General features: G+C 58.7%; 20 protein-coding genes. 16 read left to right on the forward strand and 4 right to left on the reverse strand.

Features of this window, described 5'->3' with window-relative positions; translation table 11 throughout:
- The first annotated feature begins 36 nt into the window (after positions 1-36).
- From CRD20_RS07800 to manA, 3 genes are all read left to right on the forward strand, one after another.
- Positions 37-1,416 (forward strand): phosphomannomutase/phosphoglucomutase, encoded by a 1,380-nt coding sequence (locus CRD20_RS07800; protein WP_080985611.1) that lies wholly within the window; start codon positions 37-39, stop codon positions 1,414-1,416.
- A gap of 38 nt (positions 1,417-1,454) precedes the next feature.
- Positions 1,455-2,471 (forward strand): hypothetical protein, encoded by a 1,017-nt coding sequence (locus CRD20_RS07805; protein ID WP_187405192.1) that lies wholly within the window; start codon positions 1,455-1,457, stop codon positions 2,469-2,471.
- Between the two features lie 86 nt (positions 2,472-2,557).
- Positions 2,558-3,760 carry a mannose-6-phosphate isomerase, class I gene (manA, locus tag CRD20_RS07810; protein WP_187405193.1) on the forward strand — a complete coding sequence of 401 codons (1,203 nt, stop codon included), beginning with the start codon at positions 2,558-2,560 and terminating at the stop codon, positions 3,758-3,760.
- A gap of 2 nt (positions 3,761-3,762) precedes the next feature.
- On the opposite strand, the gene CRD20_RS07815 is transcribed toward manA, so the two are convergent.
- A complete protein-coding gene (locus tag CRD20_RS07815; protein ID WP_187405194.1) occupies positions 3,763-4,533 on the reverse strand; it encodes a hypothetical protein in 771 nt (256 codons plus the stop codon).
- Positions 4,534-4,882: 349 nt separating this feature from the next.
- On the opposite strand from CRD20_RS07815, the gene CRD20_RS07820 reads away from it, so the two are divergent.
- The 9 genes from CRD20_RS07820 (at position 4,883) to secA (ending at position 16,213) form a co-directional block, all read left to right on the forward strand.
- Positions 4,883-5,257 carry a DUF4259 domain-containing protein gene (locus CRD20_RS07820; RefSeq protein ID WP_048731664.1) on the forward strand — a complete coding sequence of 125 codons (375 nt, stop codon included), beginning with the start codon at positions 4,883-4,885 and terminating at the stop codon, positions 5,255-5,257.
- A 67-nt stretch (positions 5,258-5,324) separates the two neighbouring features.
- Positions 5,325-6,779, forward strand: a complete 1,455-nt coding sequence (gene ahcY / locus CRD20_RS07825) for an adenosylhomocysteinase (RefSeq protein WP_049172800.1) — start codon at positions 5,325-5,327, stop codon at positions 6,777-6,779.
- Positions 6,780-6,824: 45 nt separating this feature from the next.
- Positions 6,825-7,454: a dTMP kinase gene (locus CRD20_RS07830; protein WP_222866250.1), complete on the forward strand. Its 630-nt coding sequence runs from the start codon at positions 6,825-6,827 to the stop codon at positions 7,452-7,454.
- A gap of 54 nt (positions 7,455-7,508) precedes the next feature.
- Positions 7,509-8,183 (forward strand): MtrAB system response regulator MtrA, encoded by a 675-nt coding sequence (gene mtrA, locus CRD20_RS07835; protein WP_016422206.1) that lies wholly within the window; start codon positions 7,509-7,511, stop codon positions 8,181-8,183.
- 78 nt (positions 8,184-8,261) lie between these two features.
- Positions 8,262-9,935, forward strand: a complete 1,674-nt coding sequence (mtrB, locus tag CRD20_RS07840; protein WP_222709839.1) for an MtrAB system histidine kinase MtrB — start codon at positions 8,262-8,264, stop codon at positions 9,933-9,935.
- On the forward strand, positions 9,936-11,777 hold the full coding sequence (locus CRD20_RS07845) for an LpqB family beta-propeller domain-containing protein (RefSeq protein WP_149421254.1): 1,842 nt from the start codon (positions 9,936-9,938) through the stop codon (positions 11,775-11,777).
- 493 nt (positions 11,778-12,270) lie between these two features.
- On the forward strand, positions 12,271-12,528 hold the full coding sequence (locus CRD20_RS07850; protein ID WP_141737802.1) for a hypothetical protein: 258 nt from the start codon (positions 12,271-12,273) through the stop codon (positions 12,526-12,528).
- A 161-nt stretch (positions 12,529-12,689) separates the two neighbouring features.
- Complete coding sequence (hpf, locus tag CRD20_RS07855) at positions 12,690-13,349, forward strand: ribosome hibernation-promoting factor, HPF/YfiA family (RefSeq protein ID WP_016422210.1); 660 nt, start codon at positions 12,690-12,692, stop codon at positions 13,347-13,349.
- Between the two features lie 161 nt (positions 13,350-13,510).
- A complete protein-coding gene (secA, locus tag CRD20_RS07860) occupies positions 13,511-16,213 on the forward strand; it encodes a preprotein translocase subunit SecA (protein ID WP_049193304.1) in 2,703 nt (900 codons plus the stop codon).
- Positions 16,214-16,216: 3 nt separating this feature from the next.
- Here the strand turns inward: secA and CRD20_RS07865 are convergent, their stop codons facing one another.
- A complete protein-coding gene (locus CRD20_RS07865) occupies positions 16,217-16,840 on the reverse strand; it encodes a hypothetical protein (protein WP_069359456.1) in 624 nt (207 codons plus the stop codon).
- A gap of 291 nt (positions 16,841-17,131) precedes the next feature.
- On the opposite strand from CRD20_RS07865, the gene CRD20_RS07870 reads away from it, so the two are divergent.
- The 4 genes from CRD20_RS07870 to CRD20_RS07885 all read left to right on the forward strand — a co-directional run bounded on the left by CRD20_RS07870 (position 17,132) and on the right by CRD20_RS07885 (position 20,837).
- A complete protein-coding gene (locus CRD20_RS07870; protein ID WP_038627918.1) occupies positions 17,132-17,542 on the forward strand; it encodes an HAD-IA family hydrolase in 411 nt (136 codons plus the stop codon).
- Positions 17,542-18,033, forward strand: coding sequence for a hypothetical protein (locus CRD20_RS07875; protein WP_101687796.1), 492 nt, complete (start codon positions 17,542-17,544; stop codon positions 18,031-18,033). The genes CRD20_RS07870 and CRD20_RS07875 overlap by 1 nt, the downstream gene beginning before the upstream one ends.
- Positions 18,034-18,362: 329 nt before the next feature.
- Complete coding sequence (locus tag CRD20_RS07880) at positions 18,363-19,427, forward strand: flavin reductase family protein (protein WP_016422214.1); 1,065 nt, start codon at positions 18,363-18,365, stop codon at positions 19,425-19,427.
- 69 nt (positions 19,428-19,496) lie between these two features.
- Positions 19,497-20,837 carry an acyl-CoA desaturase gene (locus CRD20_RS07885; protein WP_187405196.1) on the forward strand — a complete coding sequence of 447 codons (1,341 nt, stop codon included), beginning with the start codon at positions 19,497-19,499 and terminating at the stop codon, positions 20,835-20,837.
- Here the strand turns inward: CRD20_RS07885 and CRD20_RS07890 are convergent.
- Together CRD20_RS07890 and rsgA are read right to left on the reverse strand one after the other, a co-directional pair.
- On the reverse strand, positions 20,834-22,219 hold the full coding sequence (locus tag CRD20_RS07890; RefSeq protein WP_187405197.1) for a chloride channel protein: 1,386 nt from the start codon (positions 22,217-22,219) through the stop codon (positions 20,834-20,836). The two genes, CRD20_RS07885 and CRD20_RS07890, sit on opposite strands and share 4 nt — an antisense overlap.
- On the reverse strand, positions 22,206-23,252 hold the full coding sequence (gene rsgA, locus CRD20_RS07895; RefSeq protein ID WP_187405198.1) for a ribosome small subunit-dependent GTPase A: 1,047 nt from the start codon (positions 23,250-23,252) through the stop codon (positions 22,206-22,208). The genes CRD20_RS07890 and rsgA overlap by 14 nt, the downstream gene beginning before the upstream one ends.

Genomic DNA, 23,252 nt, shown 5'->3' on the forward strand with positions numbered 1-23,252 from the left:
TTTCACAAAACTGATACTTACCCAGAGAGGTTTTTCGTGGGCACTTACAATCGTTCCGATTTGGATGCCGTCATCAAGGCCTATGACGTGCGCGGTGTTGTCGGTGAGGGCATCGACGCGGATCTTGTCGGAGCCATCGGCGCCGCCTTCGGACACATCATGCGTTCAGAGGGCGCAACACGTGCCGTAGTTGGCCACGATATGCGTGAGTCCTCACCGGAGTTGGCGGCTAGTTTCGCCGACGGCGCGGCTGCACAGGGGCTCAACGTCACCCTGCTCGGCCTGACCTCTACGGACGAGCTGTATTTCGCCTCCGGAGTAAAGGAATGCCCGGGCGCGATGTTCACTGCCAGCCACAACCCAGCTGAATACAACGGCATCAAGATGTGCCGTTCGCTCGCCCGCCCGATCGGGCAGGAGACAGGGCTTGCTCAGATTAAGGATCTGCTTGTCGACGGAATCCCGGAGTACACCGGCACTCCGGGCGAAATTGATCACGAGGATGTTCTGCAGGATTACGCGGCGTTCCTCCATGGGCTGGTCGACATCCGCTCTGGCCGTCGCCTGAAGATCGCAGTCGATGCCGGTAACGGTATGGGAGGACTGACAGTCCCGGCAGTGCTCGGAGAAGACATGGATGTTGCTGACCTCTACTTTGAGCTCGACGGCAACTTCCCGAATCACGAGGCCAACCCATTGGAGCCCGCCAACCTCGTTGACCTGCAGAAGTTCACGGTGGAGCAGGGCGCAGACATCGGTATTGCCTTCGATGGCGACGCTGACCGCTGCTTCGTCGTCGACGAGAAGGGCAACCCGGTCAGCCCATCGGCCATCTGTGCGTTGGTGGCCACCCGCTACCTGGAGCAGAACCCGGGCGCGGCTATCATCCATAACCTGATCACCTCACACGTCGTGCCGGAGATGATTGTGGAAAACGGCGGAACCCCGGTTCGTACCCGTGTTGGGCACTCCTTTATTAAGGCGCAAATGGCCGAGCACAGTGCTGTTTTTGGTGGCGAGCATTCGGCACACTACTACTTCAAGGAATTCTTCAACGCTGACTCCGGCATGCTCGCCGCCATGCACGTCCTGGCCGCACTGGCAGAGCAGGACAAGCCACTGAGCGAATTCATGGCCGAGTACAACCGCTACGAGGCCTCCGGTGAGATTAATTCCCGCCTGGGCAGCGCAGAGGAGCAGCAGGCAAAGCAGAAGGAAATCGAGACTGCGTTTGCCGATCGCACCGAGTCCTCGGACTGGATGGATGGCCTGACCATTGAGCTGGCGGACTCCAAGGCGTGGTTCAACGTCCGGGCCTCCAATACGGAGCCGCTGTTGCGTCTGAACGTCGAGGCGCCGACGCGTGCTGAGGTCGACGCTCTTGTCGACGAAGTTCTCGGCATCATCCGCGGTTAATCAACCCCACACGCCCGTTTTCAGGCATGCTTGGGAGTATGACCTCGTCATTCGACTCCTCCCATAACCCGCGCCAAGAGGCCCTGTTCTACCGTATGGCCACTGCCGGCGCAGGTCTCAGAGCTGCTGCCTCCGCGACTCGCGGGGGAGCGTTTGCTCAACTTCCACTGCCGCGCAGCGCGGTCATCCTCGTGGGAAATCGTCGGGCGCAGCTCGCCGCCGAATCCGTGCGCGCGCTTGCCGACGACATCCGCTGCCCGGTCGTAATTGCGCGTCAGTTGCCCAGTTATGTCGGCGCCCTCGATTCGGTCATCGTCTGTGACGACAACCCCGGCAGCCCACTCGGTGCAGCTCTGGCTGAAGCTCATAGGCGAGGAGCAGCCACGGTCGTGGTGGATCCCGGTGAAGGGCCATTGCGTGCCGCAGGTAGCCCCGATACGGTTGTGGTTCCGCGCCCGGCGATGGCGGAGTCGGCGTCCTTTACCGCCTATGTCGGTGCCATCGCCAGCGCGCTCACCGAATGTGGCGCCACCGCTCTGGCTCCGGCTGGGATAGTCGAGGAAGTCGCCGATGCGGTGGACGCCGATATTGCCGCTTGTGCTCCGCAGCGAGATGAAACAGTTAACCCCGCGCGGCAGGTAGCGCAGTGGGTGGCAGGCCGCAGAATGCTTGCAGTGTCGACGACCTCGGCGCTGGCGCCGGTAGCGGAGCTGGCATCGTTACAGATGCTCGAGGCAGGCGTGGTCTCGGCAGCGTCGTCGATAAGCGAATTGTCTCTTAGCGTGGGCGCGTTGCTCGCTGCAGAACCCCAGGCAAGCCGGGATATTTTCTATGACCCGTTCATTGATGGTGGGGATGAAGGGGCGACAGTGCTACCGTTGGGGGCGATTGTTTTAGCTGCGCCGAACAATGTGGGCCACTACCGGGACCACTACGGCGAGGCTGGATGGGCTCGTGTGGAGTGCCCTGCGCTCGATGCGGAGACTCATCATCCACTGGTTGAAGTATGTGTTACTGCAGCCAGAGTTGGTGCGATTGCGGCGTTTTCTGCGTAATCGCCGGGTGTCACCGAAGGCTTTTGGGTCTTCGGTGAGATTGGCGTGCTTGCGCCAGTAGTGACTATTAGAGGAGTGATACGGGCATGGAGCTGTTGGACCCCGTGCTGCAGTCGTACCCCTGGGGGTCTCGTACACATTTGGCGAGAATCACCGGTGCGGACGCTCCCACATCGAAGCCCTGGGCGGAACTGTGGTTTGGTGCGCATGCACTGGCATCGGCCACCGTAGCCGGCACGCCGTTGGATGAGCTCATTGCGCAGGATCCGGCGGCTGCGCTCGGATGCGCAATTGACACCGACAACGGCAGGCTGCCGTTCCTGTTGAAGCTGCTCGCAGCCGATGAGCCGCTATCGCTGCAAGCACACCCCACCTTGGCAGAAGCTCAGGAGGGATTTGCACGCGAAAATGCGGAAGGAATTCCGGCCACTGCACATTTCCGCAATTACCGGGACAACAACCACAAGCCAGAACTCATTGTCGCCCTGACTACCTTCGACGCGTTGGCCGGATTCCGCCCGGTGGAGCGCACGAAGGAGCTGCTCGCAGCGCTGGCGGTACCGGAGTTCGACCACTACATGGGACTGCTCGATGCCGCCGATGACGAGAGCGCTCTGCGGGCATTGTTTACAACGTGGTTGACGTTGCCCCAGGATGTCCTCGATGAGCTGGTCGAAGCCGTGGCTGCCAAGTGCGCGGATTACAGTGGCGAGGACGAGGAGTTCTCGCGAGTAGCCGAGACCACCTGCGAACTGGCTCGGAAGTATCCGGGGGACCCGGGAGTCCTGGGGTCGATGCTGCTTAATCGCCTTCGCTTACAGCCGGGCGAAGCCATCTACCTTGGTGCGGGACAGTTGCACGCTTACCTCAATGGCATGGGCGTGGAAATCATGGCCAACTCCGACAACGTGTTGCGCGGAGGCCTGACCTCTAAGCATGTCGATGTCGTGGAGCTACTACGCGTGCTCTCTTTCCGCCCGCTGCCAGATCCGGTGCTGCAGTCGCGGCTGACCGATGATGGCTGGAATGACTATGACGCGCCGGTGCGCGAGTTCCGTCTTCGTTCGCGGGACCTGGAGCCGGGCGAACATGTTCTGCTCGACGAAGATTCCGCCACGGTTGTGTTGTCTACCGCGGGCACGGTGGCGTTGCGTCACGACGACTCCGTGGTTGAGGTTCCCAGTGGCCATGCGGCCTGGGTTCCGGCTGTTGACGCAGTCGATATTGAGTTGACTGCGCGCCAAGGCGGGGCAACCGTCTTTGTCGCGACCGTCCCGCGGGTGGGTTAGTCCTAGTCGTTATCGAAGAGATTTCCCAGGAATCCGGAGTCCTTCGGCTTTTCCGGGATTGGGGAAATCTTGCTATTGATAGCCCCATTGCCGCCAGTGGTGTCCTTCTCCTTCGAAGGGGCCTGGTTGTTCGGCGGTGTCGGCACCTTCGGAGGTGTCGGCCCCTTCGGGGACGTTGGCTCGTTCGAAGGAGTTTTCTGAGGAGTCTCGGACGGAGTTGTGGTTTGCGTACCCGACTGAGACTGCGCCTGCGATGAAGGCGGCTTCGGCTCAGCTGCTGCGTCACCGTCGCCTTCCGGAAGACTGTCGTTCGGCTTTTCCGAGTTATCTTCCGGTAGCAGTGGCACCGGCTTGCTGGGCGTCGGCGAAGAAACGTCGTCAGACGTGGGCTCTGTGGTCTCCGTGGTCGTCGGAGGTGTTGATGTCGTCGACGTCGGAGTTGTCGTACTTGAGCTTGTGGAAGTCGGCGGGATGTACGCCTGCGGTGGCAGGTACGGATCCTTTACAATCTCGCTGCTCGATGGCGTGGTCGGACGAGGTACCAGACTGCCAGTCGTCTCAGTCAGCGAGGAATCTGAATTCGATTCAGTGCTCTGCTGCAGCTCGGCATCACTAGGAACTGGAGGCAGCGGAGCAGAGGTCTCCATTTTCGACTGAGAGCCGGCATTTTCCGGATTCGCCCCCTCGGCAGCATTGCTATCGGAGCAGCCAACGAGCGAAACGCTCAGGGGAAGGGCTGCGAGCAGAAGAGCTCCAAAAGCCTTCTTCACCATGGTAGGTACTCCTTTCGTGTCATGCGTGAGGTCGCCCTGTAACGAAAAAGATAACAGTTGCATTACGAGGTCTGGGAACTAACTTAACATGCCCGTTATCTTCTCTCTAGGGTGAAAATTGTGTTGAGGGGATTAAATAAGTCTCTCGCACTGTAAAAGTGGCGAAAAGTCGGGTAGAACTTCGGTAAGGCCACATGCGGTTTTCCGGCTAGCGGCGCGTGCAGACGACAGCTATTTGGTCGGCGGCCAGATTACCGTGGGCTCGTCGAAAAGCGCTCTTTGGAAAGCGCTCGTCGAAGACGAAAACTGGCAATTGGTTCGAAGCGCGAAAGGAGCGTGGCCACCTATCATGTCCATCTGGGAGACTGAGGTTTTTGGTAGCGATTCGGTCATTGAACTGTTCGATGAGGTTCAGGATCTCGACTCGCAGGATCGCGTTGGTGCATTGATTGATGCTGGCCGCATTGGGGTGGATTCCGAAAGTAGCGATGAGAAAGCATGCGCACTCGCGGCGGCTGTGATTATTGCAATTTGGAATGGTGCGCCATTTAGCGGCGGTGACATTGTGGAGGACTACAGCTTCATTCGGAAGGGAATCTCGGAGGCACACGGCAGCGAGGAGGATGCGTTGGCTATCGCCTCCGAGGTGTTCGATAGTCTTCTGGGGGAACTCAGTGAGTCTGACCAGGCGGCGCTGGAAAACTGCGTCGAAGCGGTAGAGTAATTCTCGCGTCCCCAGTACTGATTCTTTAAGAAGAATCTCACGTCAAAGAATCTAGAGAAAGCGTTACATGTCCTCGAAGAACATTGATTTCAAGGTTGCAGACCTCTCCCTGGCTGAGGCCGGTCGTCACCAGATTCGTCTGGCTGAGCACGAGATGCCAGGCCTAATGGCGCTGCGCGAAGAGTACGCAGAGCAGCAGCCACTGGCCGGTGCCCGTATTTCCGGCTCCATTCACATGACGGTTCAAACCGCAGTGCTCATCGAGACCTTGACGGCGCTGGGCGCAGAGGTCCGCTGGGCCTCGTGCAACATCTTCTCCACTCAGGATGAGGCCGCTGCGGCTGTCGTCGTTGGGCGAAACGGCACTCCGGAGGATCCGCAGGGTGTTCCGGTTTTCGCTTGGAAGGGCGAGACGCTGGAGGAGTACTGGTGGTGCCTCGACCGCATCTTTGACTGGGGCGATGAAGATGCCAACATGATTCTGGACGACGGCGGCGACGCCACCATGGCTGTCATTAAGGGTATGGAATTCGAGGATGCTGGCCTGGTGCCGCCTGCAGAAGAGTCGGATTCGGACGAGTTTATTGCCTTCAAGGACATGCTTCGCGCCAGCTTGGAGAAGGATGCCGGCCGTTGGCACCGAATTGCAAAGTCGGTCAAGGGTGTCACAGAGGAGACCACCACTGGTGTCCACCGCCTCTACCACTTCGCAGAGCAGGGCGTGCTGCCATTCCCGGCCATGAACGTCAACGATGCCGTCACCAAGTCCAAGTTCGATAACAAGTACGGCACCCGCCACAGCCTTCTGGACGGCATTAACCGCGGTACCGACATGCTGGTTGGCGGCAAGAATGTGCTGGTTTGCGGTTACGGCGATGTGGGTAAGGGCTGCGCGGAGGCGCTGGCGGGGCAGGGCGCTCGCGTTCAGGTCACCGAGGCCGACCCGATTAACGCATTGCAGGCATTGATGGACGGTTTCGACGTCGTCGCTACTGAGAGCGTCATCGCAGATGTCGACATTGTCATCACCGCCACAGGCAACAAGGACGTCATCACTTTCGAGCACATGCAGCAGATGAAGAACCACGCGCTGCTGGGCAACATCGGCCACTTCGACAACGAGATCGACATGCATAGCCTGCACCACCGCGATGATGTCCGTCGTGTGGAGATCAAGCCGCAGGTCACCGAGTACATCTTCCCGCATGCTGACGGCGAGGAACGCTCTCTGATTGTGCTTTCCGAGGGGCGCCTGCTCAACCTGGGTAATGCCACCGGACACCCGTCCTTCGTAATGTCGACCTCCTTCGCCGACCAGACAATCGCGCAGATTGAGCTCTACTGCAACGGTGATAAGTACGACAACACTGTCCACCGTCTGCCGAAGATTCTGGATGAGAAGGTCGCTCGCATTCACGTCGAGGCACTCGGCGGTGAGCTCACCCGACTGTCCAAGGAACAGGCCGAATACATCGGCGTTGACGTCGAGGGCCCGTATAAGCCAGAGCACTACCGCTACTAGTTCTAGCCAAGGCTAGGCCGCAGCCATGTGTGCGAGGAGAAGAATTTGATTATCGCAGTCGAAGGAATCGACGGTGCTGGCAAGAACACGCTTGTCACAGCTGTTACCAATCAACTCCGAAGTCAAGGACACTCCGTTTCTTCGATGACCTTTCCGGCGTACCGGCAGACAATCTTCGCTGATTTCGCCGATCAAGCCTTGCACGGTCAGCTCGGCGACACCGCGGACTCCGCTTGGGCAATGGCACTCCTGTTCGCTCTGGACCGCAAAGAACGTCGTGAAGCGATTGTTGATGCAGCGCGCGAGAACGATGTTCTGATTATCGATCGCTACGTCGCGTCCAACGCGGCATACTCCCTGGCGCGCACACAGGATCCGGCGATCGTCGGGTGGATTGAGAAGACCGAATTCGGAGATTTCCAACTTCCGCTTCCCGACGTTCAGGTCTGTCTGGCCACGTCGGTGGGAGTGGCAGCCGACCGTGCACGCAAGCGGGAAGCCTCGGATGTGCAGCGAACGAGAGATGCCTACGAAAAGGACTCGAGTTTGCAGGAGCGCACACTAGCGGCGTACCAGAAGTTCGCGGAAGGCTCGTGGCAGTCACCATGGCTGATGCTTACGGGGGACGATGGGGCGGACCGCCTTGTGGAATGGATCAGTGCACGCCTGCGCTAGCCACCTCAACGGGAAACTACAGAACTAGATAGCTTTACGTTTAGAATATGATGCATGAGCTCAAAAATCCTGGTTGTTGATGATGATCCGGCCATCGCCGAAATGCTCACGATGGTGATGGAGCGCGAGGGCTTCGACACAGTAGTAGTCGACGATGGCCTCGAAGCTGTCAAGGCAGCAGAGCGGGAGAACCCAGATTTGATTCTGCTGGATCTCATGTTGCCGGGCATGAGTGGTGTCGATGTCTGTCGCACTGTGCGAGAGACATCGGCGGTGCCGATCATCATGTTGACTGCGAAGACCGACACGGTCGATGTGGTCCTCGGCCTGGAATCCGGTGCGGATGACTATGTCACGAAGCCCTTTAAGCCGAAGGAGCTCGTGGCGCGCGTGCGCGCTCGGCTGCGTCGTCAAGAGGACAGCCCGAGTGAGACTCTCGAGGTCGGCGACTTGACTATCGACGTGCCCGGTCACGCCGTGTTCCGCGATGGCAAGGAGATTTCTCTGACCCCGTTGGAGTTTGACCTATTGCACACTCTTGCTTCCCGTCCGAAGCAGGTCTTTTCCCGTGATGAGTTGTTGGAAAAGGTCTGGGGATATCAGCACACCTCGGATACCCGACTCGTCAACGTTCACGTTCAGCGTCTGCGCTCGAAGATTGAATTGGATCCGGAAAACCCCCAGATTGTGCTGACCGTCCGCGGTGTCGGGTACAAGACGGGTGACTAATCAAGGTCAGTCAGCTTTAGTGGGAGCCGATTCTTGCGTCGATTAATAACGAAGCTTCGAGACTTCACCAACAGGGGAGTGACCTGGGCGGTTACGCTCTGGCGCACGTCTATCCAAGCGCGCATTCTGACCTCTGTGGTGGTACTGAGCGCGATGGTGATTGCGGTACTCGGTTTCGCGCTGGCGACTATTGTTACCCAGCGGCTTATCGACGCAAAGGTTACCGCTGCCGACGAGGAAATTGACCGTGCTCGCGCGGTGGTGGAGCAGGCGATTGAGAACTCTTCGTCCAACGAGCTGCAAGCTCTTCTCAACGTGGGGCGCGATGCCCTTGTGAACCGTGCAGCCGGTTCCGGTGCTGCGCCACTGACAAGTTATGAACCACTGCTCGTGGCGCCGGTGCCACGAGGCACGGTGTTGGCTTCATCGCCGATTAAGGCCGATGTTCCAGAACGATTGCATGAAGTAGTCCGACAAGGGCAAATTGCGTATCAGGTACGCCAAGTCACTGATAACCGCGGCGATACGTACTCGGCGTTAATTATCGGTAGTCCCACTTCTACTTCGGTTGATGGGCTCGAGCTCTATCTGGTCACCTCTATGGCCGCAGAGGAATCGACTATTAAGTTGGTTCGTGGTCTGCTCGCCGGTGCGACAGTAATCATCATGGCGCTTCTCGGCGGTATTACTTGGTTCTTCTCCAATCAGGTGACGACACCAGTGCGTTCCGCCGCCCAGATTGCCCAGCGCTTTGCCGACGGTCACTTGCGCGAACGCATGGTCGTGCAGGGTGAAGATGATATGGCGCGACTGGCCATGAGCTTTAACAAGATGGCCGAATCGCTGTCGACGCAGATTAGACAGCTGGAGGAATACGGCAGTCTGCAGCGACAGTTCACCTCCGATGTTTCGCATGAGTTGAGGACACCTCTGACCACGGTGCGTATGGCCGCCGATCTTATTGCTGACGGCGCTGAGGATCTCGATCCAGCGACTCGTCGCGCAGCTGAGCTGATGAATGAGGAGCTTGAGCGTTTTGAGATGCTTCTCAATGACCTGCTTGAGATCTCACGCCACGATGCCGGCGTTGCCGACCTGTCCGCAGAAAAGGTCGATGTTCGTCGCTGCGTGGATGCTGCCTATCAGCAGGTAACGGTCGTGGCTAAGGAGACAGGTACGCCCATCCGCTTCCATCTGCCCGATGAACCGGTAATGGCAACAGTCGACTCGCGTCGTATCGAGCGCGTGCTACGCAATCTTATGGCCAATGCTGTTGACCACAGTGAGGGCAATCCGGTGGATGTCACAGTGCGGGCGAGCGATTCCGCGGTTTCGTTTACGGTCGTTGACCACGGTGTGGGGCTAAAGCCGGAGCAGCAGGAACTGGTGTTTAACCGTTTCTGGCGTGCTGACCCCTCGCGCGTCCGACGCACCGGCGGTACCGGACTTGGCCTGGCAATCGCGCGCGAGGACGCACAATTGCACGGTGGGGAACTGGAGGCATTTGGCGTGCCGACGGTCGGTAGCTGTTTCCGTCTGACTGTGCCGCTGGAGCCCGATGCGAGCTTCGGTGAGCATCCGCTCGGACTGGAAGTTCCCCCGCTGCCTGATCAGATTCCGCACCAGCAGGAAATTGGTGCACGGGAGTTGGAATCGGAATCGAATGCATCGCAAGTCAAGAGCCAGGATCAGGGTAAGGGGCAGAGGACTAGCGATAGCGAATCCCAACAGGCACGAGAGGAGGATAGTTAAATGACGGCGCAGCAACAGTCGAAGGCTCGTCGCGTCCTGCGTAAGACAGTGGCGCTTAGCTCGGTGATCATTTTGGGCACGGCCGCAGGATGTACCACCATTCCGCGGAACACCAGCCCCCAGGTGCTGCGTCCGTTTGAGCCGCCCCAAGTTCGTATTGAAGTTCCGCAGCCTCGTCCGAATGTCAATGCAGACATTGTCCTGCGCGACTTTTTCGCCGCGGCCGCGCATCCGGTTGATGATTTTCAAGCTATGCGTGCCTTCATGACCCCGGAACTAGCGGCCAGTTGGAAGCCGCAGGATAGCGCCCGCATTCTCGACGGTGTCAACCTCATCGCCCAGCGGGATGAAGGAGGATCGCGACAGTCCTTCGTTGCCCGAGGTCGCAGCGTTGGTCAATTCGGTACTGATGGTGCTTATGAGCCCCAGTCCGGTGACTATGAGGAAACCGTGGAGATGAAGCTCGGTTCGGATGGGCAGTGGCGCATTTCCTCGCTGCCCGACGGTGTTGTCATGGAGCGTCAGGCATTCCTGGAAAACAATGTGCCTCGCAATGTCTATTTCCTCGACCCGGCGGGTAATCATTTGGTCACAGATCGTCGTTGGCTCTATCGTGGCGTCACCGATGGCGCGACCAATCTGTTGACGAAGCTGAAGAACGGCCCATCAGCACCACTGCGACCGGGCGTCACCACCGTGCTCAAGCCCAATGCCTCAATTGCGGTGGAGGCAGGACCTGTGTCCAACGCGGACGGTCGCAGGGTCGAAATCACCGGGTTGGGTGATATTTCCGAGGAACTGCGTGTCATGCTCGCGGCGCAGATTATCTGGACTCTCGATTCGGCAGATTTCCGTGGTCCGTGGATCCTCATGGCCGACGGCGAACCGTTAGTTGCCAGCCACGACGAGCCGTGGACGAAGGACACTGACGCAATCCAGCTCTACGACCCGAATCATCTACCGGCTGATAACGCGCCGTTGCGGACAGTCGACCGCAGCGGTATCTACGAGATCGCTGACGGCCACGCCACACCTGTGGGACGCGGCTGGACCGCCAGCGGCAGCACCGCGGTGTTCTCCGCGGCAGTGGGCACCAACCCCAATGGCAGCGAGCTTATTGCCGCTGTGTTCCGCTCGGCCGTGGATGGTCGTGCCGGTTCGTATGACCTCGGTGAGTCCACATTGATGCTCGGCGGAATTCAAGATCAGCCGGTTCCTGTGCTGACTGGCGAGAGTCTCACCCGTCCGACATGGTCTCCAGACGCCGAGGCGGTCTGGACAGTGAAGGACGGTACAACCGTCGTACGCCTGGTTCGGCAGTCGACGTCATCTCGGATTCAGCAGGAGGAGGTTGATACCTCTGAGCTCAATCACCTTCTTGACGGCGGCGAAGGCACGGGGCGCCCGAGCGCCGGTATTTCTGAATTCCGCGTCGATTCTTCAGGCACGCAGGTAGCGATGATTATCGCTGGTGAAGTCTATATCGCCACCATCGAAAGGCATGACGATAAACCGTGGAAGTTGACGCACCCGCGCGCTCTGCCGCTCCCTGAAAACGTTTCCCCGGTGTCGCTGACGTGGTCGCCGAATCAAACGGTCACGGTGGGTGGTTACAGCGGAGACACCCCGATGTGGAGTGCCTTCCCGGACGGTGCGACTAGCTCCGTTCTGCCGAAGCTCAACCTGACACCGCCAATTCCTGTAGTTACCGCGACCTCGTCGAAGCGTTACGCATTGGATGCCACCGGTGTCATGGAGCTGATCTCCAGCGAGGGGCAGCAGCAGTTCTGGCGCCAGGTTCCGGGTGCGCGCGGTCGAATGGCTCCGGTGTCTGTGGAATAAGCGCAAATCGGGGAGGGGATTAATGGCGCAGGGGAGGTCATCGCAGGAATTTCTGCGCGCGCTTTACGACGTTACCCGCGATGCGATCGGCCTCGTGATACCGGAAACCTGTCCGGTGTGCGGCTGCTCCGGGGCACTGTGTCGCGGTTGCAAGGACGATCTTCAGCAACCTCCAGTGCGGTTTTCACCGCGGGCTGCGTTACGCGCAGCAGCGTGGACCTGCGGTCCGTACTCGGGTGCGAGGAGACATCTCATTTTGTCGGCCAAAGAACGGGGCAGTGGTGAAGCCAGACGAATCATGGGGGCCGTGTTCGCCGCTGCGGTACGAAGGCTAGCCTCTGATGGCCATATAATGCCCCCGGAAATTACCCCCGTCATTTTGATTCCCGCGCCGACAAGATCGTCATCCCGTCGACAACGGGGTGGGGACCCGGTAACAATTGCCTGCGACTTTGCTTGCAGTCAGCTCCCCTCCAGTTCGGTATTGCCCCTGGTGCGCATTGGCGGGCGCACGCGGGATTCCGCGGAGCTGGGGGCTTCTCAACGCAGACGAAATCTTTCTGGCCACATTGTGCCGCTGACGCAATTCAAGCGCGGAATTAGCGACAAGCTGCGACAACGCTGTGCGCAGGCGACAGTAATTCTGGTTGATGATGTGGCCACTACTGGTGCCACTGCAGCGGAAACCGAGTTGGTGGCAGCGTCATTGGGGATTCGCATCGACATGGTGTTGGTGCTCGCCCGGGCGTAGACGCAGGGGTGTCGTCGGCAAGCGAAAAATAAACGAGGGGAACGTGGCATTGGTTACCCCCGGAACTGTATCCTGGGGGTGCAGAAAGACTCGTCACCGTAGACGCCGTGAGTAATCCCGCTCACGGAAGGGCGGTGGCCATACCGGGAGGTAGGTAGCAAGTGTCCACACCTGCTGACAACAACGAGGTACTCAGCCCGAACGCTCAGGTGACCATCACCGGGCGCAATGTTGAGGTTCCAGAGCACTTCGCAGATCGTGTTAAGGCGAAGCTGGCGAAGATTGAGCGCCTCGACCCGACTTTGACCTTCTTCCACGTGGAGCTCCAGCACGAGCCGAATCCGCGCCGTGCAGACCGCTCTGACCGTATTCAGATCACCGCTACTGGCAAGGGTCACCTGGCTCGTGCGGAAGCCAAGGAAGATAGCTTCTACGCTGCACTGGAGTCTGCTCTGGGCAAGATGGAGCGCTCCCTGCGTAAGGTGAAGGCTCGCCGCAAGATTAGCCGTTCTGGCCACCGTGCACCGATGTCCGTCGGCGAGGCAACTGCTTCGCTGGTTGCAGAGGCTGAGGCAGCGGCTCCGGAAAAGGCTGATCCGTACGAGGATCTGGTTGAGGACGTGACCCCGGGTCAGGTTGTGCGTACCAAGCAGCACTCCGCAACTCCGATGACGGTGGAAGATGCTTTGTCTGAGATGGAGCTCGTCGGTCACGACTTCTACCTCTTCGTTAACGAGGCAACCTCTCGTCCGTCCGTGGTCTACCGTCGTCACGCATACGACTACGGTCTGATTGAGCTGGCAGACGAAGACGAGAAGTAAGTCTTCACCAAAAAGAGCACGCAATACCGCGCAGAGCTGTGTATTGGTAAGTAATTGCTCACATGAGCCCGTCTTCTCTTAGAAGGGAAGGCGGGTTCGTCGTATAATCAACCGTTGCACATTAAAGTTCGACGTGAATCGGCCGGAAAGGTCCCAATTTAGTGTTTTCGCTCAGCAAGTTGCTCCGCATTGGTGAAGGCCGCGCTGTCAAGAGGCTTGGCAATATTGCAGATCAGGTCATCGCCAAGGAAGACGAGTACGCAGCTCTTTCAGACGATGAACTCCGTGCCAAGACCGAGGAGTTTAAGAAGCAGCTGGCTGACGGTGCCGATGTAGACGATTTGCTTCTGGATGCTTTCGCCACGGCGCGCGAGGCATCCTGGCGCGTGCTGGGGCAGAAGCACTACCGCGTCCAGGTTATGGGCGGTGCGGCACTGCACTTCGGCAACGTTGCCGAGATGGGTACTGGTGAAGGTAAGACCCTGACCTGTGTGCTGCCCGCATACCTCAATGCGTTGGCAGGCAAGGGTGTTCATGTCGTTACGGTTAATGACTACCTGGCTAAGCGTGACGCGGAGTGGATGGGTCGAGTCCACCGCTTCCTGGGGCTTGAGACTTCCGTGATTCTCTCTGAGCTCAGTCCGGACCAGCGCCGCAAGGCCTATGCTGCCGACATCACCTACGGCACGAACAACGAGTTCGGCTTTGACTACCTGCGCGATAACATGGCGCATTCGCTCGACGATTTGGTGCAGCGTGGGCACCACTTTGCCATCGTCGATGAGGTTGACTCGATTCTGATTGACGAGGCCCGTACCCCGTTAATCATTTCCGGTCCGGCAGATGGCGATCCGCACTGGTACCTGGCGTTCTCCAAGATTGTGCCGCGTATGAAGCGCGACATTCACTACGAAGTCGATGAGCGTAAGCGCACCATCGGTATTCGTGAAGAGGGCGTTGAATTCGTTGAGGATCAGCTGGGTATTGCCAACCTGTATGCTCCGGAAAACTCCTCGCTGGTCAGCTACCTGAACAATGCCCTGAAGGCCAAGGAGCTGTTCACCCGCGACAAGGATTACATTATCCGCAATGGTGAGATCCTCATTGTCGATGAGTTCACCGGTCGCGTGCTGGCAGGCCGTCGCTATAACGAGGGCATGCACCAGGCAATTGAGGCCAAGGAAGGGGTGGAGATTAAAAACGAGAACCAGACGCTGGCAACCGTTACGCTCCAGAACTACTTCCGCCTCTACGACAAGCTGTCCGGTATGACCGGTACGGCTGAGACCGAAGCGGCTGAGCTGCACCAGATTTACAAGCTGAACGTCATGGCGATCCCGCCGAATCGCCCGAAGCAGCGTGAGGATTTGCCCGACCTGATTTACAAGACGCAGGAGGCAAAGTTCGCCGCTGTTGTCGAGGACATCCGCGAATGCCATGAAAAGGGCCAGCCAGTTCTTGTTGGCACGACGTCAGTTGAGAAATCCGAGTACCTTTCCAAGCTCCTGCAGCGCGAAGGTATTCCTCACTCTGTGCTGAACGCTAAGCACCACGAGAAGGAAGCTGAGATTGTCGCAGTGGCGGGTCGGCTCGGAGGCGTTACCGTGGCAACTAACATGGCCGGTCGTGGTACTGACATCGTGCTGGGCGGTAACCCGGACATCATCGCTGACCTGAATCTGCGTTCTCGTGGTCTGGACCCGGTGGAAACTCCGGAAGAATACGAAGAGGCGTGGGACGCTGAGATTGAGCGTGTTCGTCAGCAGTCGAAGGAAGAAGCTGACAAGGTACGTGAGGCCGGTGGCCTCTACGTCCTGGGCACTGAGCGCCATGAGTCGCGCCGTATTGATAATCAGTTGCGTGGTCGTACCGGTCGTCAGGGTGACCCGGGCGTTACCCGCTTTTACCTGTCCATGCGCGATGATCTCATGGTTCGCTTCAACGGTCAGCGCATGGAAGCGCTGATGAACACTCTGAATGTCCCGGATGACGTTCCTATTGACTCCAAGGTTGTCTCCAACTCCATTAAGAGCGTTCAGGCTCAGGTGGAAAGCCAGAACTTCGAAATCCGTAAGAATGTTCTGAAGTATGACGAGGTTATGAACCAGCAGCGTAAGGTCATCTACGCTGAGCGCCGTCGCATCCTCGAAGGTGAGGATTTGAAGACTCAGGTCCGTGACATGCAGGACGACGTCGTCGATGCGTATGTCAACGGTGCCACCGCTGACGGTTACGTGGAGGATTGGGACCTCGACGAGCTGTGGAATGCCCTAGAGCAGCTCTACAGCCCGACGTTTACGGCGCAAGAGCTTATTGATGGCTCTGACTTCGGTACCCCGGGTGACCTCTCGGCCGATGAGCTGTCCAAGGCTCTGCACACGGACATCTCGGCCAGCTACGACCAGCTTGAGGATGCGGTCTCCGCAATTGGCGGCGACGACCAGATGCGCAATATCGAGCGCTTCACCATCCTGAACGTCATGGACCAGAAGTGGCGCGAGCACCTCTACGAGATGGACTACCTCAAGGAGGGCATTGGCTTGCGCGCCATGGCCCAGGCTGACCCGCTGGTGGAGTACCAGCGTGAGGGCTACGACATGTTCACCGCGATGATGGACGGCATCAAGGAAGAATCGGTTCGTCAGTTGTTCCTGATCCGTAAGCAGGTTATGCCTGCAGTGGAAAACGCCGAGGGGCAGGAGAACCAGGCTCCAGCTCTGCCAACGGAAGCTGCTGAGCAAAATCAGCAGATGACTTACTCCGGCCCCAGCGAGGACGGCAGTGCAGAGCAGCAGCGCGTGGATCAAGAGTCTGAGGGCAACCGAGCGCAGCGTCGGAAGGCGGCTCGCAAGCGCCGTCGCTAAGCACTAAAGCACACGAAACGCGGTCATGGTCCATGGCCGCGTTTTTGCTGTTCCGCGGCGGAAAGTGCCCGTGAACGCGCGAACGCGCGGACCGACACGGCAACTACCCAGGAACTCGACCTTCTTGCCGTCCGCGGAAGCGCTGGCGTGGAAGGATTGCAACGCGACACCCTTGAGGCTGGTGTTCTTCGACAGCGTGAGTATCGCAGCGTGAATAATTGGGTCGATATTGATGCGACGCAAATCGTTGACTCGCCTGCGACCCGCGATGATGTCGAAGACGCGGCGAGTAATCGTGCCAAGCTCCTGTCTCAGATTCTGCTCACAGTGCTGGACAACGTGCGGTGTTTGCGGCGTCTTTTTCGCAGCAGGAGTGGCCACGGCGGGCGGTAATGCCGTCATGACAGCGGTCCCGGTGGCAGCGGAGCATCCGCTATAGGTCGGTGCCACTTTTGCGGTTTGAGAGGCGGCGGCATTAGCTGACTGGCCAAGTTGAATTGTGTGGAGAAGCGAAAAGCCCGTTGCCGGTTCAATGGATTCCCTGCCACTGGAGCGGTGCTCAGCGGCGTGCGACAGCGCGTAAGGCATCGGTGTCTGAGATTTTGGTACGTGAGACGTTGGTGCCATGGATTAATCCCCCTAAAAACGCTCCATTGGCAAGTTCCCCCTTGCTGAAGACCATTGTCCTACAAGTGCTTTAAGTGTGCAGCTTGTGAAGGGGAATTCACGGCCGGCGTGGGGGGGGGGATTGGGGAGAGGATGCAGCTGCGAAATGGGCTGAGTGTTTCGCTGTTAATGGTCCTATCGGTTTCCGTCAAGGCCGTTCTGGTCGTCTACAAATGGGCGTAACGAACAGCCAATTAACACGCTGAACTGGAAAAAAGGCAAACGTGCAGGTCATGCGATAAACTACAGGCCATGCGCGGAATGATTATCGATTACTGTGGTGTCCTTGACGGCACGGATGAAGACCAGGCACGTTGGCGTAATTTGCTGGTAGAGGCGCGTGCAAATGGTGTTGGCCTGGCAGTCCTGTCGAATGACCCAGGTGGCCCATCGGCGGATCCGATTCGCAAGCTCGAAGATGAGGGCCTGGTAGACGCAGTTGTGCTCTCTGGTGAAATTGGCCATGAGAAGCCTTCGGCAGAGGCTTTTAATGCAGCCGCTGCGGCTATTGAACTGCCGGCACGGGACTGCGTGCTGGTAGATGATTCGATTGAGAACATCCATGCGGCCGTCTCTAACGGCATGGTGGGAGTCTTCTATCAGCAGTTCGACCGCGCAGTGGTCGAGATTGCCGGTCTACTGGGTCTCGAGGGCGAGTTCTAATGCGCGTCTATATCCCAGCGACTTTCTCCATGCTTGAGGCGCTTAAGGAGGATGAGCTCTTCCACGCCCGCGGTGGTTGGGGCTTTGCTGTCACTGAAGCGCTGCGCGATTTCTTTACTGAGGGCGATGACGAGGAACTGGCAGACGTAGCCTTTGATGAGGCATCGCGTGCGTCGCTCCGTCTGCTCGATGCCGCAGAAGAGAAGTTCCCGCACCGCCGAGTGGTCATTTCCGTTGATGTGGAGGCGGAGCCGCAGTCGGATATGGGCGATGCTGTGGTTAAGGTCGGCGGCCCAATTTCGCTTGCCGACGTTGCAGCGCTCCACATTGATGTGGAAGAGGCGGAAAGCAAGGTTGAGGCTGCGATTGATGCCGTCGATAAGGCAGATCTCGGTGACGAGGATGCGGAGCTCACTGTCGGCGATGCGCTGGAGATCCCGCTGGCGTGGTACGACGTAGCTGAGCTCGGCATGGTGGTCGACTTCCTGTAGTAGCGCGTGCTTGGCGTTGATGAAGGGGACTGGGTTTAGGAACCCAGCCCCTTTTTTGTATGGCACAAGTGTTTTCAGCGGGGGTATAAAAGGCGGGATTGTTTTGTGTAGATAAGCTCCATGTCAAAGGGGGTGTTTCGCACAAGGGTGGGGGTAATGACAATTTCGCTATTTATGTCAAAATCATTTGTTTCTCTTGACCAATAACTTACCGCTCCGTAGTCTACGTCTAAGTAACCTACGGACACGTAATAATGAATCGGGTGGGGCATGCCTACTGATGAACAGCGTTATTACTTGTTCGCCCGTGACAGTCAGGAGGGCCAAAAATGGGGCTTAAGACCAAAGTTTCCCGGGTATTCAAGCATTTATCCACGCCACTTTTGCCCGATGATTACACGCATTTGCTAAATCCGCTGTGGTCAAGTCGCGAGCTGCGCGGTCAGATTGAGGCCATTAATCCCACATCTCCTACTTCAGCAGAGTTGATAATCCGTCCGGGTTGGGGGATGCCAACAGACTTCAAGCCAGGCCAGTTCATCGGACTCGGCGTAGAGGTCAAGGGGAAATACCTGTGGCGTTCCTACTCGCTGACAAATGCACCGCGGCCACATGACGGGCTGCTGACTATCAACATCCGTGCGCTCAACGACGGCTACGTGTCCCAACACCTTGTCGCCAATGTAAGGCCGGGTACTGTCGTCCGCCTGGCTGCCCCGGCTGGGGATTTCCATCTTCCGGAGCCGCTCCCAGCCCGCATTGCGTTTGTTACCGCAGGCTCCGGCGTAACTCCGGTGATTTCCATGCTGCGTGATCTTTCAGCTCGCAATGCCTCAGTGGAAGTCGAACACATTCACTCCTACCGCGGCGAGGCAGAAGCTGTGTTTGTCAACGAACTTCGCGAACTGGAACAGCGCAGCGCTACTAGCGCGTTGAAGTATCACCTGCATGCCCGGAATACCGAGACGCAGCCGCGGATTGACGCTGCGGCGGTTACCGACATCATTGCGGACTTTGGAGCGCTGGCATCGTCGGCAAGCGCCTATGCCTGTGGTCCGGTTGAACTGTTGAAGAACCTTGAGCCGGAGTTTCCCGGGCTGCGGACGGAACGTTTCACCGTTGACCGCTCGGCGGCGGGGGAGGTCGGCGGCACGGTGAGTTTCGGCAGCCGAGGCGATATCGACGTAGACGGTGCAACGACCATCCTGGAGGCGGCCGAGAGCGTCGGGGTTGACCTGCCGTACGGCTGTCGGATGGGAATTTGTGCGACGTGCGTGCAGCAACTCTCCGACGGCGCAGCGCGGGACATCCGCACCGGGGCGACGTTTGTGGCGGGGGAGCGAGTCCGAACGTGCGTCTGTGCGCCGGCGGGGCACGCGCGTATCGAATTGTAAGTTCGCCCCACATCTATCTCAACCTGCATTAACCAGGAGAAACTACCTAAAGGAGTTGGGACCCTTCCCATGGCAATTTCCGATATCGCATCGTATGCGCACTTGAGCGAAGAAGACGTCGCAGAGATTGGGCGTCGGTTTGCGGAAATCGAAAAGCAACACCGCGATTCGCTGGGACAGAAGGATGCTCGCTACATCCGCACGCTCATCCGCATTCAGCGCACCCTTGAGGTGACTGGTCGAGGTCTGCTGATGGTGCCGACGGCAGGCATGGCCTTAAACAAATTAGGGATGCTGCCGAAGTCGTGGAAGAACACCGCGCACTGGGGTTTCAAATGGGCGGGTGCCTCAGCGCTGGGGCTGGCAAAGATTTTGGAAAACCTCGAAATCGGACACAACACCATGCACGGTCAGTGGGACTGGATGAATGACCCCGAGATTCACTCGGCCACCTGGGAGTGGGACAATTCCTGCCCATCCAGCGGGTGGAAGCACTCCCACAACTTTGTCCACCACAAGTACACCAACGTGCTCGGTATGGACAACGATGTGGGATACGGCATTCTCCGGGTGACTCGTGACCGCCGTTGGAAGCCATCGACGCTGCTGCAGCCGGTGACAAACGTGGTGTTGGCCAGCCTTTTCCAATGGGCAGTGGCCTTCTACGACGTCGAGCTCGGGCGCGTGTTCGCAGGTAAGAAATCCTGGGATGAGGCCCGACCGCAGCTCATGGAGGTGCTCAACAAGTCGGGGCGCCAGGTGCTCAAAGACTACGTTCTCTTCCCCGCGATGGCGGGTTCGCGTTACCGCGAAGTGGCGTTTGCGAACATGATGGCCAACCTAGCCCGTAATCTGTGGGCCTACGCCGTCATCTTCTGCGGACACTTCCCGGATGATGCCGAGACTTTCACCAAGGAGCAGTACAACACCGAGGACAAGAGTGAGTGGTATTTGCGCCAAATGCTGGGCTCGGCGAACTTCCACGGTGGGCTGGCGTTGTCGGTGCTCTCGGGAAATCTGAATTACCAGATTGAGCACCACCTGTTCCCGGACATGCCATCCAACAGGCTTGCGCAGATTTCGAGGCAGGTTCAGCAGATCTGCCGGGAATACGACCTGCCATACAACACGGGGTCGTTCCCGAAGCAGTTCTTCCAGGTCCAGCGCACGCTGCTGAAGTTGTCGCTGCCCGATCGCTTCTTAGTCGCCGACCCGGACAACGCCCCAGAGGTACGTTCGGAGGCGGCGTTCAAGAAGTATCCGCAGGTTGAAGCGGAGCTCCAGTCCAGTTCCCCGCAACGCAAGGGCTTAGCGACGGGCCTGCGAATGCTCCGCGGTCTTCGCCCAGGCGTCCGGGAAATTGTCCGGGCCTACACAGGTCGCTCAACGCACACTGCTGCGCGCGGTTAGCCCTCGACCCGCTTGCGGACCGCAGCCGCGACTGCCGGCTCGCGGTTCCATGGCATTGATTGCTTGTGGGGGAGCCGCAGCCAGGCGCGAATCATGGTCACGGTCAGCGTCGCAGTTGCACCAGCGAGGAAGAGCGCTAAGTAAGCCGAGGAATTCTGGCCGGTAAACTCCACGGTCACGATCAGTGCGAAAAGTGGAGCTGCCATGGACGCCGACAGGAAGGCCGCCGCGCCGAGAATCGCAAAGTCGCTCAGCGGAACTGAGGGCATAAATGGCTGTACGAAGCAGCCGACGATGAAACCGCTGAGCGCGCCAAGGGCAAAGCCGGGAGTCAAGAGACCACCGACGGCCCCCGAACGGAAAGTAACGAGAACCGCGATAGCTTTCGCAATCAGCAGGATGACTGCAAAACCCAGCAGCGGGCGATCCATGAGAACTGTGGTCGCAGCGATACGGCCATTGCCCAAGACTTCTGGAACCCACAGTGAAATCACACCAACCAGCGTGAATGCGAGGGGGATGGCCCAGGCAGAATGCCAGCCAGTCGGTGCTTTGTCCGACATCCGCGAGCTGAGAATGCGAAATGCGTAGCCATTGGCACCGCAGATAACACCGATGAGCAGTGCTGCCCCGAGGTTGCCCCAGCCGTCCGAGAGATTAATTGGGCTGTAGAGCGGGCTACTGCCGACCACAATGCCCGACGTCACCGTGGCAATGGCTGAACACGCCAGCACCACCATCACCGCGGTAATACTCAGCGAGCCCAGCAGAATCTCCAACGAGAAAACTGCTCCAGCCAACGGGATGTGATAAATCGCCCCCAGGCCGGCACCGGCCGCTGCTGCGACCAGAATACGGCGGTGTAGCGGGTCGATGCGCAGTCGATGCGACATCTGTGAGGCCACCATTGCACCGAGCTCACGCGGGGCATTCTCGCGTCCCATGGATGCACCTGCGGCTACGGTCGCCATCTGCAAAAACACATTGACAAGAGTTGACCACACAGGCATGGGACGGCCGCGCATGCCCGCTTCAACGCTTTCAATAGGCTTCGCCTTTGTGCGAAGAGCTGCCCAGATTGGCCCGGCAATCAGCCCCGCCAACACGATCCCGACAAAGCGCTGTAGGCCGGTGGTGCCATCGGTCACGACCGCTACGTCACCCTCGTGCTGCCCGTAGACCGCGTACTCGATTCCGTGCATAACCAGCGCGAGCCCGGCTGCTCCGAGCCCCGTCGCAAGACCCACGATAAGCGTGTAGATGCACAGTCGAATCCAGCTGCCGGGAGCGGGGTAGAGACCGGAGTCTTCTTTGTTCGACTCAGCACTTGCCGAGGCTTCAGAGGACGACTCCGCAGAATTGGTGTGGCTAGTCTCTTTCAATGTCCAGCTCCCAGTCCTCGTTGTCGCTGATAGCGATCAATAGACGACGCACTGCCATCGCTCGACGGTGCTGAACTCCCTCCAACTTGTCCAGGGCGCACTCTGGATCCGCGGGTGGTCCCAAATGGGTACAACCACGTGGGCATTCATCTGTTGCCGCCTGGATATCTGGAAACGCCGCCAGTAGCGTCTCCGGTGTCACATGAGCCAGGCCAAAGGAACGAATGCCCGGGGTATCAATGATCCACGAGGGCGCGCTGTTTTCGCTTTCCGACGGCAACATCAGCGCCACCGACTGCGTGGAGGTATGGCGGCCCTTACCCACACCACTGACTTCGCCGGTCTCACGGTTGGCTTCGGGAACAATCCGGTTGACGAGGGTTGATTTCCCAACACCGGAATGCCCAACCAAAGCTGTCACTCGTCCTGGAACATCGATGAGCTCTGAGAAAGGAGCCAAGTCATCGTTAATACCGCAGATAACGACATCCACTCCGAGTGCGGAAAACTCCCCGGCAAATTCCTCTGGGTCAGCCAGATCAGACTTAGTCAGACAGAGCACGGGACGGACACCGCCGGCGTAGGCCGCGACCAGCGCGCGTTCGACAAAACCGGTGCGGGGTTCAGGATCGGCGACTGCACACACAATGAGTAGCAGGCTGGCATTGGCCACGACAATGCGCTCATACGGGTCATTGTCATCAGCGGTGCGACGCAAAACCGTGCTGCGCTCTGCCAGCTTGACGATGCGGGCCAGTGTGCCCTCACGGCCGCTGACATCGCCTACGACACCGACACGGTCACCGACAACGATATTGGTGCGGCCGAGCTCGCGGGCACGCATGCATGTCACTGCAATATCTGGGTTGTTATCGAGGACTACACCCCAACGACCACGATCCTTGGTCACCACCATGCCCCAGTGGGCATCGGCGTGGCTGGGGCGATCCTTCGTCCGTGGCCGCGACCCTTTACCGGGGCGGATGCGTACATCGGACTCGTCCCATTGCCGTCCACGCCTGCGTGCCGCCAC

This window comes from Corynebacterium sp. LK33, from assembly GCF_014334955.1.
GTDB lineage: Bacteria > Actinomycetota > Actinomycetes > Mycobacteriales > Mycobacteriaceae > Corynebacterium > Corynebacterium jeikeium_D.

Bases quoted from the DNA above. Each gene is read 5' to 3' on its own strand.
- CRD20_RS07805 (WP_187405192.1), top strand. From the start codon at position 1,455: ATGACCTCGTCATTCGACTCCTCCCATAACCCGCGCCAAGAGGCCCTG.
- manA (WP_187405193.1), top strand. From the start codon at position 2,558: ATGGAGCTGTTGGACCCCGTGCTGCAGTCGTACCCCTGGGGGTCTCGT.
- CRD20_RS07815 (WP_187405194.1), bottom strand. From the start codon at position 4,533: ATGGTGAAGAAGGCTTTTGGAGCTCTTCTGCTCGCAGCCCTTCCCCTG.
- CRD20_RS07820 (WP_048731664.1), top strand. From the start codon at position 4,883: ATGTCCATCTGGGAGACTGAGGTTTTTGGTAGCGATTCGGTCATTGAA.
- ahcY (WP_049172800.1), top strand. From the start codon at position 5,325: ATGTCCTCGAAGAACATTGATTTCAAGGTTGCAGACCTCTCCCTGGCT.
- mtrA (WP_016422206.1), top strand. From the start codon at position 7,509: ATGAGCTCAAAAATCCTGGTTGTTGATGATGATCCGGCCATCGCCGAA.
- CRD20_RS07845 (WP_149421254.1), top strand. From the start codon at position 9,936: ATGACGGCGCAGCAACAGTCGAAGGCTCGTCGCGTCCTGCGTAAGACA.
- CRD20_RS07865 (WP_069359456.1), bottom strand. From the start codon at position 16,840: ATGGCACCAACGTCTCACGTACCAAAATCTCAGACACCGATGCCTTAC.
- CRD20_RS07870 (WP_038627918.1), top strand. From the start codon at position 17,132: ATGCGCGGAATGATTATCGATTACTGTGGTGTCCTTGACGGCACGGAT.
- CRD20_RS07875 (WP_101687796.1), top strand. From the start codon at position 17,542: ATGCGCGTCTATATCCCAGCGACTTTCTCCATGCTTGAGGCGCTTAAG.
- CRD20_RS07880 (WP_016422214.1), top strand. From the start codon at position 18,363: ATGGGGCTTAAGACCAAAGTTTCCCGGGTATTCAAGCATTTATCCACG.
- CRD20_RS07885 (WP_187405196.1), top strand. From the start codon at position 19,497: ATGGCAATTTCCGATATCGCATCGTATGCGCACTTGAGCGAAGAAGAC.